This window comes from Idiomarina sp. UBA4206, from assembly GCF_002383015.1.
Lineage (GTDB): Bacteria > Pseudomonadota > Gammaproteobacteria > Enterobacterales > Alteromonadaceae > Idiomarina > Idiomarina abyssalis.
This window is the reverse complement of record NZ_DFTS01000067.1, coordinates 16,130-26,200: the sequence shown is the minus strand read 5'-3', so window position 1 is coordinate 26,200 and position 10,071 is coordinate 16,130. Positions and strand designations below refer to the sequence as shown.

Below are 10,071 nucleotides of genomic sequence, written 5' to 3'. Positions count from 1 at the left end.
AAAGTACCGGCTGTCGTATGTTATCCAACTTAATCTGGATTTTTGAGCGATGGCCATGGGCTATACGTTGGCAATTTCCATCGTGCTTTTTCAGACCATGAGTGTAGTGATAATAAAAACCATCAATATTCTCAGGTCGTAAAAACAAGCTAAGCCCTTCAACGTTAACCGGCAACTCTCTTTTTATGACGGCTTTAAGGTAGTCAGTAACCGTTTCAATGGAGACAACTTCCGCATCGATAAAAGCAAAGGCATCCGCAGGACAGAACAAATGGATAGAGCGCTGTTCCGGGCGCACAAAGTCAACCCAGTTAGCACTGTCATCGGAGTTATGCGTGACTTTTGTGTATGGATGTTCCGCCGGCACAACCAACTTATGATCAACCGAATTATCGATAATGGCTTTAACTTGCTTTTTCACACGACCAAAATCCAGCACCATAGATTGCTCATTTAGAGCGCCATCCAGCACAATATCAACAATCCAGCTCTCACCGACTATTCCCCTCTCTGGGCATAGGTAAGAGCAATCAATAACGGTCAAATCATTCACAAATAACTGCATAGTGAGCTTTTCTCATCTCTTCTTTAAGAACTGCAACCAGTATAACCTGAAACGCCTTATCCGATAAGCTCAATCAGGTTGGCCCATTCCCACAATAATTTCAGCGAAAGTAAAATTAATGCAGCGCCCATGGTGCGATCTACCCAGTGACTGTAGTGCCAGAGTGTTTTAAAAATACGGGGCTGAGTAAGCAACCAGGTTAAAAACAAAAACCACAGCCCAGTTGCAACAATAAGGTACACGCCGTACCCAAATTGGATACTAAAAGGTGTTTCCGGCGCAATAATAGTAGTAAATAGGGTTAAGAAGAAAATTGTTGCCTTCACATTGAGACCATTGGTAATAAAACCAACAATAAAAGCTTTACGCTTACGTGGTTGAGTAGAGGCAAGCTCGCTGTCCGACATATCCTTTCTTGGCTTGGCTTTAATTGCCTGAGTTCCGATAAAACCTAAGTACAATGCACCTGCACAAAGCAGGGTTTGATATAACCAGTCTGTCTGGTGAATGATGAGCGCAACGCCAACAAGTGAATAAGTCACATGAATAACAATTCCTGCGGCTATTCCAAGACTCACCCAGTAACCTGCCTTACGCCCAAAACTTAAGCTATAACGTGATACGACCGCAAAATCAGGGCCAGGGCTTGCAACCGCGAACAGATGAATCAAGGCAATGGTTAAAAACTCACTCCAGTAAGACAACACAAACTCCTTATTGCGTATTTACACTTTAACTGCCAGAATCAAAGTTACTTTTTATTAATTACAGATTACTATTAATCAATATGAAAAACACGAAACTCCCCTCATTAAATGCACTGAGAGTGTTTGATGTTGCTGCCAGAAGCGGATCGTTTAAGCAAGCCTCGCAAGAGCTTGGAGTCACTCAGTCCGCGGTAACCCGGCAAATACAAACTCTGGAAGAGCAGCTCGAAGTTCGCTTGTTTCAACGCGACAACCGAGTTCATTCGCTCACCCCGGTAGGTCTTGAGCTAGCTCCTCAAATTGAACAAATATTCGAGCAGCTGGAACGGACGATAGAACGCACCCGAAACCTAAGTGACAATACAACAACACAGCTAACCGTCGCAATCAGTTCCGAGCGTTTACGTTTCTGGCTGGCCGGAAAGCTTGCAGACTTTCATTCTCTGTATCCTCACATACAATTGAGTTTTAGTCGTTGTAATGAGCACTTTGTTAATGAAAGTGCCGCGGAAATGGCATCAGCAATACAACACCAAAGCTGGGATCTCGCTATTGGTTATGGCAAGACGACGGACAAAAACATTCAGTCTGTTCCATTACAGAAGAACCAACTGGTACCGGTTTCTGCTATTCAGACAAATGAAAGCCCGTTTCATTTACCCTGGTTAATCAACCCGGATAACCCGGATCATCAGGCTATGTTAAAAGCTTACAGCCAGGAGTTAGCCTCTACACGCATGATCCACTGTAACGATGTACAAATGTCTCTCGACTTATCTGCGGCAGAACAGGCAATTGCACTTATCGACAGCAGCCTTATCACGCCCGGTCTGTCTAACTTAAAAGTTTATAATGATTTCGCACGACCCTGTCAGTATCCGTTAAGTGTTTACTATCGTAAGCGACAAAGGCAGCCAGTCGCCCTTGTTGCTTTTATAAAATGGTTACAGCTAATCATTTCATAAATTAACGGTGACGCCCTTGTTTACATACATTCATGTTTGTATGTAAAATATTGCTCCTTTTTATTATTGGAGAGTGATATGTGGCGTATAGCATCACTGGTTGTACTGATAATCTTAAACTTCCCATCTTTTGCTGATGAGGTTCACTTTACCGGAGCTTATTCTACGGATCAGCTAAGGGGCGTCAGGGCTGGTTACAGGGTAACAAACTTACCGGTCGAATTGCCGACATGGATTGGCTCACCAAAACTTCATGTCGAGGCGGCTTTAAACCACTGGCAGGACTCAAACAATACAGAAGATAATATAACGGCTTTTACTATCAGCCCGATTCTTTCCTGGCACATAGCAGGAGCTCAGCGACCGTTATTTTTAGAGGCTGGTATAGGTGGTAGTTATTTCGACAAAACACAAATAAGTAATCGCCGCTTATCAACCCAATTTCAATTTGAGGACAGAATATCACTCTCCTGGCAATACAACCGCAGCTCTAGTGCTCGTATCGCCTTGGGGTATACCCACTATTCAAACGCTGATATCAAACGGCCTAACGACGGACTCGATTTCTTTTGGTTAAGTTGGGCCCTACCATTTTAACCTCCGGATGAATTAGCGTTATCTGTCTGAAGTTGCTACATTTAGTCTTAAGTTCTATTCAACTGGAGGTCAAATGAGAAAACAACTTCTTAAACTATCAGCTATTGCGGCTACGGGACTCTTTGTTTCAGCTTGCGGCAGTCCTGAATCAGGAATGACACAGTGCACTATGGAGCCTAAAGAAAACTGGTTGGATCAGGAGCAATTTCAGAGCTCGTTGAAAGAGCAAGGTTATGAAATAAACGAGTTTAAAGTAACCGATGGAAACTGTTATGAAATTTACGGGTTTAACCAGAATAAGCAGAAAGTTGAAATTTACTTTAACCCAGTAGATGGCAGTATTGTTAAGCAAGAAACTGAATAATAACGGTAAAGGCAGTGCCAATGATCATTTGGGATAAGTTTATAAGAACCTTTCATTGGTTATTGGTACTGTGCTTTTGTCTGAACTATTTTTTCCTCGAACATGGCAGCAGCATCCATCAGGCAGTAGGTTATACTGCCGCAGCTTTGGTTATGAGTCGTGTTGTCTGGGGCTTTATTGGGCCTCCTAATGCGCGCTTTAAAAGTTTTCTCCCCTCCTTTTCTGGTATAAAAAAACATCTTCATGAACTGAAAGAGAGAGAGGTGAAGCAGACTCAGGGCCATAATCCACTCGGTGGCCTTATGGTGTTTTCTATACTTGCTTTGTTTTTAGTTCAGGCTGTTACTGGCTTTCTTCGTGAAGAAGTGGATGCACTATATGGAGACAGCTTTTTAACCTCATTGCACGGCATATCCGCCAACATCATTTTTACGCTCGTGATTATTCACATTATTGCCGTATTTATTACCGCTTATTTGGGTAAAATAGAGCTTATCCGACCTATGATTAACGGCAAACGCCGGGTAAAGCGCCATGACTGAGGAAAAAGCTTCCAGAGAACGTATATATCAGGTTTCCAGTAACCGTGAACGAGCATCTCATAAATTGCGTTATGTCGAAGCCTCAGCCCCCATCGAGGAAGACTGTCGTTTGTGTGTCGGTTCGCTAGCAGCAACTAATCACAATGAGAATGAGTTCTCCATCGCCAAAACGGTTTATGATGACATTGCCAGAATGGCGTTTCTGGAAAAGCAGCTCTACTCAAACCAGGCCTACCCTCCTCTATTTTTTTATCAGGCTTTGCAACAGTGGCGCGACACATTTTTATCACTAAAAGTTGATAACAAAGTGGCTGGCTACAGCCTTATGGTCCCTCTGGCTGACAACGCTTTAGCACTTATGTCCTTGCTTATTGGAAAAAGCTTTCAGGGACAGGGATTGGGTAAGGAATTACTGCATCAGTCTATTTTGCTTGCCCAGTCACTTCATTATAAACGCCTTGAATTGAGCGTTTCCCCGAAAAATAAATCCGCCGTTTGTTTATATGAAAGGTTTGGCTTTCAGACGACTGATTCTATTAAAGATTACTTAGGGCCTGGTGAAGATCGCATTCTAATGAGCTTACCTTTAGCAAAGACATAACATGACCTCTCTGGATTTATTCGGCAACCTGGGTTCTGAACCACTGCGTTCAAATATTAGTGAACAGGCAACACTGTTTCATCAGTTTTTGGCTAAAAATGACGAGGCCTTGTTAACCGACGTTCGCGGTGTATTAAAGAGCGCTCCCTTACGTCACTTACAAACGCCCGCCGGGCATAAAATGTCAGTCAAAAGTAGTAATTGTGGCGAGTATGGCTGGATGAGTGATAGCCAGGGCTATCGATACCAAAGGATTGACCCAGTCACCAAAGCACCCTGGCCCCAAATGCCCCCTCTCATTGCAACCAAAGCAATAGAAGTGGCAACACTTGCAGGGTTTGAAAATTTCAAACCAGACTCCTGTCTTATTAACGTTTATTTACCCGGAGCAAAAATGGGTTTGCATCAGGATAAAGATGAGAGGGACTTTACAAAGCCTATCGTTTCTTTTTCCTTTGGTTTACCAGTTAACTTTTTATGGGGTGGTTTTAAGCGTTCGGAGAAATACCAGAAGTTTCAGCTTCAACACACGGATGCTTTAGTTTGGGGTGGGAGTGACAGACTCCGGTATCACGGGGTACAGCAACTTAAGGACGGAGTTCACCCCGTTACAGGGCGCTGCAGAGTTAACCTGACCATTCGTCAGGCAGAATAATTAGAAGCGTTTTAAGTTCTGCATATAGTGATGGATGTCATAGCTTTTAGCCTTCTCCATAAGCTCACTTCTTTTTTCAAAGCACAGGCCTTCTGTCGCAACATTAAACTCTTCAAGCAGTTGAAAGCTCTGTGACAGCAAAGCTTGATCTCTTTCATTAAAAGCACCCTGATGTCTGCTGGCCCAGTAATGAGCATGATGAAAGAGTTGCTCTGAAACTCGGGCAAATACAATAGGGTTCAGTACTCGATAATGCCGATACTGTTGAAAATGTTGATAGTTAGTCTTGCCCTTCTCCGTTAAAAGATCCATAGGCTCATCAACCAACATATACCTATAAAGGTAGCTATTATTGAACGCTGCAAGGTGTTGCCAGTACTCACGCTCATCTTCATCTTCGCTAGCGTCAATGCGTGCGCTTAAATCCGATATATCGTAAAACCGGAAATTGGTTAAAAGATGACTGCGCATGAACCGGACAAAAGGTTCGGGCTGTTGCACTGAGAAATTTTCAAACACTTCAAATAATTCAAGTGTTACATAATTAAACCGAGGCTTAAGGGCTTCGTACTTCCGTGCAAGCTGACGAAACCTTCGGGTTTTTCTAAGTCCCTGAAGATCTTCATCTCCTAATAAACTGTCCATACCTGAGTAACGGAAGTTAAGAGCTAACTCTATGCAATCGAGAGCATTCTCCTTCTCACCGGCTAACCAGTAAACACAGGCCGCATTATGCAGAATAGATGGGTTTAACCAACTGTAATGGGCCATACTTAAATAGAACTCAATTCCTGCATCCAAAAATGCTGTGTCCGCTTTTTGTTTATAAGCGTCGCAGCTAAGTGCCAGGTAGTATTGAATAAGATTGTAAAATTCAGAGGTTTCTCTATAGGCTTCCCATTTAGCTTCAAAGTCCGTATTAAACCATTCCTCTATCCTGGCTAACGATTTTATCGGAGACAATTGCTCGATGGCAGGAAGTGCCGGATGTTTACCCGGGCTATTATCATTGGAAGCATTTGCGACAGACACTTTACTTCTGGCTTTTTGAGCTTGTGTGACAGAACGAAATGCCTTATCACCGATAACAACGTAATGCTTATCGACCAATCCGTAAGGCTTAACTGTGGTAGTAGCAACATCGAGCTCAGTAAGGCAGGCACAACGACCTGTCGTATGGTTGTACGAATAGATGAAACAGCCATTAAAGAAATAACTGTACTGAGCATCATTTTCCAGCGGATTACTACTTCCCAGAAACGCTGGGCTATCCGGCGTCACATTGACTGCTGTATTGGTTATCGTGCTCACGGTCAGCTCCTGTCACAAGTTAATCAAAGCCATTACAGGTGAATTATTAGACAGCTCTCAGACTATCTTTGTCACTCAGCCTATAAAAGAGCCTTTACAGAACTTTAACCTTTGCTAGCAATTTCTGACTAGAAGCCAAAGAAAATAACGGGTAGACCTGAAGTCAGCGCAATTAATTATATAAACTTATGATAATTGGCACTTAAGAATAAGTGGGTCAACTATTTCTATAACAATAGAGTATACCCTCTTTATGAGTTGGTCAATTTTTATACAGAACACTAACTTGTAGAGAACCCAAGTGCTGGTTATATTGATTAGACTACAATTGGGACTTAGCGTTTATCAAAGGGAATGATATCGGAATGAAGCTATGGCGCGTACTGCTTACAATATTAGTTATTGCATTCGCTATAGGTCTATTAGGTTATTCCTATTTGAATCAACAACTAAAATCGCTTGGTATCAGCGACTGGAGCATAGAGTTTGAACGCTTATCAATTAATCACATTATTATTGAGCGGCTGGAGTTAACAATAGACTCATTACCAGAGTCCTCCGCAAGTCAGTCATCAACCGTACTAAACCTAACACAGATACTCTCCGCCGAAGTGCCGGCCATAGTTCCGGAACGCTTTGATATCAAATCTCTGCGCGTAAAAGGAACATTATTACCAGAGCCAATTTCAGCGACTTTTAAGTTATTAAACCGAGAACCGCTCCAGCTAAAAGTTAACAGCCGGGAGCCTGTTACAGCCTCTCTGCAACTGACCCGAGAAAATGGCAGTCTTGATCTCTCCGCTCAACACGACAGTGCAACTTTGCAGGCAAATTACAACTATAGCTCAGGCCAGCTCACCGCCGATGCGAGCTACTTACTCGCAGCACAGAACGTTGCAGATAGCCTAAGCACCGGGCAAATTCCAATGAGTGCACAATGGCAAGGTAACTTTTCACCTGATACTGAATTCACAAGCCTTGAAAGCATTACATCCGCCCTGTCCGGTGAATTATTGCTGTCGGTTAAAAATAGCGTTGAAATAGTCGCAGCTGATAGCACCACCGCAGCATCTGGCAAGCTTCAGCTTAATTTGAGTAAAGGCGTTATTAACTTCTATACACTTGAATTGAATGGTGAAACCAACAATCTAATGTCCTTAAACGTGCCTGAGTTGCCGGTACAATTAGAATCAGTAATCTGGCAGTTAAGTAGCAATGATCAGCTTGCATTGCCGCTGCTTAAAATTCAGCAGGCAGTAAATAAAACTCACTGGCCTGTTAGTGCCAAAGCCGTTGCTAAGGGCAAGAAAAACGAGACACTCAACCTCTCATCAGAGCTGTCCGTTGAGCAAAAACAGTGGCAGTTTAACTCAGTTAATTTCGATCATTTAAACCTTCAGCTCCACAACGTAGCCTTACCCGTTGCAGAGCAATCATTGATTATTAATAAGCTTACAGCAGCGTTCTCCGGTCAGATTTCAAATGAGGCTGCCACGCTCCAAAGCACTGAGTCGACGCACATTGAGTTCTCGCACTTAAATAACGATGCCACTGCAGTCGTCAGTTTCTCACATGTTTTTTATCCATACTCAGAGCCTGACGACATTACCGCTGAGCTTGGTCTCAGTATTCATGCCGACGCGCTTAGTTTTGATCAGCTACCTCAAATAAAGGCGGCTTTTAACAGTGACTTTAAATATCGACAGCAAAAGCTTATCGGTAACGGAGAACTTAGACTTGGCGAGCACATTCGTGTACAACATCACAGCGAAATTACAACCAACCGCATACAAAGTAAGGTTAAAATTCACGACTTTAACTGGAAGCAAACACCACAACTCGATGCGCTACTCAAGCACTTCGCGCCTCAGGTTGTTATCAGTAAAGCGACGATTAATGGTCACGCAGACGTAAACTTCGACTGGAATGATAATCGCTGGCAGCTCGATAACGGTCACGTCGATATTCAGCAAAGCGACTGGGTTGCGGATACTTTATCGGCGGTTGATAGTAGCCTCAACTTTCAGTTTAATGCCAATAACGAACAGCTCCATGTTAATAACGCTCAACTTTACATCGGTAGTGTGCAACAGGGATTTACGCTAGGCCCTGTAACGGCTGAGTTTGGGGCTCAAATACCCTTTGATAACCCCAAACAGTCCACGCTTAACTTAACCAGCCACAGCATAAAAGGCCTTGGCGGAAGTATCGGTATTCCTAACCAAAGCTATTCTATGGCCGACAAGTTTGCACTGCCCGTTGTTTTCGAAGAAATTTCTCTGGGCGAGCTTATGCGCCAATACCCAAGTAATAAAGTGGCGATAGACGGTAATGTCTCCGGAACCATACCAGTGCACTGGGACTCTAACCAGTTTACAGTTGACCGAGGTTATTTAAATGCCCTGGCTCCCGGTGGTCACTTGCAGGTAGATTCATCGGCGTTAGTGTCGGTAGCCGGCAATAATCCGAGTTTACAGACTCTGGCCGGCGTTCTTAGTAACTTCTATTATCAGCAGCTATCCACGGTGATCGACTATGATAAAAACGGTAAGTTGACCTTAGCGGTGAAATTAAAGGGCTCAAACCCTGAGGTAGAAAATGGACGCCCGGTAGAACTTAACGTAAATTTAGAAGAGGACTTACCTGCATTGATGAAAGGACTAACACTTAGTAACAGCTTGAATGAAGCCATTCGTAAGCGAGTACAACAGAAAATCAATTAATCAGGGGATGATATGAGACAATTGTTTTTACTAGTAAGCGTACCTTTTTTCGTTTTGGGGTGTACCCCAACGGTTCAGGTAGCTGCGCCTAAAGAGCCCATTACTATCAACCTAAATGTTAAGATTGAACACCAAATTTACGTCAAAGTAGATAAAGCGCTCGACGATGTAATTTCTGAATCCAGTGGCTTATTTTAACGACAAAGGAATGCAACTATGAAATATTTACTGACGCTGCTATTAGTTACTTTTATTGGTTTATCAAGCCCGCTGGCGCAAGCACAACAGTTAGATTTGCAACAGGCAAAGGCACAATTAAGTGAAGCGAAGGAACAAGGCCTGGTGGGCGAAAAAGCTGACGGTTACCTGGGAGTAGTAGAATCGACAGAAGTTACTGAGCAAATCGTTAAGAAAATTAACGAGGCTCGCCGTAAAGAATACACCCGAATTGCTAACGAGAACGACATTGCTGTTGCCGATGTTGAGTTAGTAGCCGGAAAGCGTGCCATTGAGCTGACTAAATCAGGCCTTTACATCAATGTCGATGGAGATTGGCGAAAGAAGCCTTAAGCGGCTTCTGAATGCTACCTTCCAGATGTCTTAGAGCGACTCCCAGTCTTGTGCTGGGTATGAGGGCAGTTCTAACGGTTTTGACGGTGCTGCACGTCCTTGCTCTGCAAGGCCACAAAATGCGAGAGGAATGATTGTGAGACCAGCAATACTAGTTAAAGTTAGCTAGGGAAAACACTAAGATAGTTCAAAAGGAACTGAAGTTTAATCTAATCGGAATTGGTGCCCGGGGCCGGACTTGAACCGGCACGAAGTTACCTTCGAGGGATTTTAAATCCCTTGTGTCTACCAATTCCACCACCCGGGCACTACATAGAAGTGTTCTCGAATAATGGAGGCGGGTCCCGGAGTCGAACCGAGATCCACGGATTTGCAATCCGCTGCATAGCCATTCTGCCAACCCGCCAGAATTTGGAGCGGGAAACGAGATTCGAACTCGCGACCCCAACCTTGGCAAGGTTGTGCTCTACC

Annotated in this window: 12 protein-coding genes and 3 tRNA genes (1 of these 15 running past the window's edge); 9 read left to right on the top strand and 6 right to left on the bottom strand. The window is 43.6% G+C overall.

Features of this window, described 5'->3' with window-relative positions:
- Both B3180_RS13470 and B3180_RS13465 read right to left on the bottom strand, forming a co-directional pair.
- Positions 1 to 565 (bottom strand): 6-carboxytetrahydropterin synthase (locus B3180_RS13470; RefSeq protein ID WP_286845046.1); only part of this gene is annotated, 565 nt, incomplete at its 3' end.
- Between the two features lie 56 nt (positions 566 to 621).
- Positions 622 to 1,272: a LysE family translocator gene (locus B3180_RS13465; RefSeq protein ID WP_325082619.1), complete on the bottom strand. Its 651-nt coding sequence runs from the start codon at positions 1,270 to 1,272 to the stop codon at positions 622 to 624.
- A gap of 80 nt (positions 1,273 to 1,352) precedes the next feature.
- Between B3180_RS13465 and B3180_RS13460 the strand changes: the two genes are divergently transcribed.
- The 6 genes from B3180_RS13460 (at position 1,353) to alkB (ending at position 4,996) form a co-directional block, all read left to right on the top strand.
- Positions 1,353 to 2,237 carry a LysR family transcriptional regulator gene (locus B3180_RS13460; protein WP_278358697.1) on the top strand — a complete coding sequence of 295 codons (885 nt, stop codon included), beginning with the start codon at positions 1,353 to 1,355 and terminating at the stop codon, positions 2,235 to 2,237.
- A 78-nt stretch (positions 2,238 to 2,315) separates the two neighbouring features.
- Positions 2,316 to 2,834, top strand: a complete 519-nt coding sequence (locus B3180_RS13455; protein ID WP_222235368.1) for an acyloxyacyl hydrolase — start codon at positions 2,316 to 2,318, stop codon at positions 2,832 to 2,834.
- Between the two features lie 73 nt (positions 2,835 to 2,907).
- Complete coding sequence (locus tag B3180_RS13450; protein WP_054487821.1) at positions 2,908 to 3,198, top strand: PepSY domain-containing protein; 291 nt, start codon at positions 2,908 to 2,910, stop codon at positions 3,196 to 3,198.
- Positions 3,199 to 3,218: 20 nt separating this feature from the next.
- Complete coding sequence (locus B3180_RS13445; RefSeq protein WP_199494560.1) at positions 3,219 to 3,740, top strand: cytochrome b/b6 domain-containing protein; 522 nt, start codon at positions 3,219 to 3,221, stop codon at positions 3,738 to 3,740.
- Positions 3,733 to 4,341, top strand: coding sequence for a GNAT family N-acetyltransferase (locus B3180_RS13440; RefSeq protein ID WP_278358698.1), 609 nt, complete (start codon positions 3,733 to 3,735; stop codon positions 4,339 to 4,341). Before B3180_RS13445 ends, B3180_RS13440 begins: the two co-directional genes overlap by 8 nt.
- Position 4,342: 1 nt before the next feature.
- Positions 4,343 to 4,996 carry a DNA oxidative demethylase AlkB gene (gene alkB / locus B3180_RS13435; RefSeq protein WP_199494558.1) on the top strand — a complete coding sequence of 218 codons (654 nt, stop codon included), beginning with the start codon at positions 4,343 to 4,345 and terminating at the stop codon, positions 4,994 to 4,996.
- On the opposite strand, the gene B3180_RS13430 is transcribed toward alkB, so the two are convergent.
- The gene (locus B3180_RS13430; RefSeq protein WP_222235370.1) at positions 4,997 to 6,307 is read right to left on the bottom strand and encodes a TPR end-of-group domain-containing protein; all 1,311 of its coding nucleotides are present in this window, start codon (positions 6,305 to 6,307) and stop codon (positions 4,997 to 4,999) included. It lies immediately after the preceding gene.
- Positions 6,308 to 6,672: 365 nt separating this feature from the next.
- Between B3180_RS13430 and B3180_RS13425 the strand changes: the two genes are divergently transcribed.
- From B3180_RS13425 to B3180_RS13415, 3 genes are read left to right on the top strand one after another with little or no spacing between them, the layout of a single operon-like run.
- Positions 6,673 to 9,030, top strand: coding sequence for a YdbH domain-containing protein (locus B3180_RS13425; protein WP_278358699.1), 2,358 nt, complete (start codon positions 6,673 to 6,675; stop codon positions 9,028 to 9,030).
- A 12-nt stretch (positions 9,031 to 9,042) separates the two neighbouring features.
- Positions 9,043 to 9,228, top strand: coding sequence for a YnbE family lipoprotein (locus tag B3180_RS13420; protein WP_199494555.1), 186 nt, complete (start codon positions 9,043 to 9,045; stop codon positions 9,226 to 9,228).
- An 18-nt stretch (positions 9,229 to 9,246) separates the two neighbouring features.
- Positions 9,247 to 9,600, top strand: coding sequence for a YdbL family protein (locus B3180_RS13415; protein ID WP_271331360.1), 354 nt, complete (start codon positions 9,247 to 9,249; stop codon positions 9,598 to 9,600).
- Positions 9,601 to 9,820: 220 nt separating this feature from the next.
- Here the strand turns inward: B3180_RS13415 and B3180_RS13410 are convergent.
- The 3 genes from B3180_RS13410 to B3180_RS13400 all read right to left on the bottom strand — a co-directional run.
- A tRNA-Leu gene (locus B3180_RS13410) sits at positions 9,821 to 9,907 on the bottom strand.
- 25 nt (positions 9,908 to 9,932) lie between these two features.
- Positions 9,933 to 10,006, bottom strand: a tRNA-Cys gene (locus B3180_RS13405).
- A gap of 6 nt (positions 10,007 to 10,012) precedes the next feature.
- A tRNA-Gly gene (locus tag B3180_RS13400) sits at positions 10,013 to 10,071 on the bottom strand (it continues 67 nt past the right edge of the window).

Excerpts from the sequence above, each read along its gene's own strand:
- B3180_RS13450 (WP_054487821.1), top strand. The coding sequence starts at position 2,908 with ATGAGAAAACAACTTCTTAAACTATCAGCTATTGCGGCTACGGGACTC.
- alkB (WP_199494558.1), top strand. The coding sequence starts at position 4,343 with ATGACCTCTCTGGATTTATTCGGCAACCTGGGTTCTGAACCACTGCGT.
- B3180_RS13455 (WP_222235368.1), top strand. The coding sequence starts at position 2,316 with ATGTGGCGTATAGCATCACTGGTTGTACTGATAATCTTAAACTTCCCA.
- B3180_RS13415 (WP_271331360.1), top strand. The coding sequence starts at position 9,247 with ATGAAATATTTACTGACGCTGCTATTAGTTACTTTTATTGGTTTATCA.
- B3180_RS13460 (WP_278358697.1), top strand. The coding sequence starts at position 1,353 with ATGAAAAACACGAAACTCCCCTCATTAAATGCACTGAGAGTGTTTGAT.
- B3180_RS13445 (WP_199494560.1), top strand. The coding sequence starts at position 3,219 with ATGATCATTTGGGATAAGTTTATAAGAACCTTTCATTGGTTATTGGTA.
- B3180_RS13440 (WP_278358698.1), top strand. The coding sequence starts at position 3,733 with ATGACTGAGGAAAAAGCTTCCAGAGAACGTATATATCAGGTTTCCAGT.
- B3180_RS13420 (WP_199494555.1), top strand. The coding sequence starts at position 9,043 with ATGAGACAATTGTTTTTACTAGTAAGCGTACCTTTTTTCGTTTTGGGG.
- B3180_RS13425 (WP_278358699.1), top strand. The coding sequence starts at position 6,673 with ATGAAGCTATGGCGCGTACTGCTTACAATATTAGTTATTGCATTCGCT.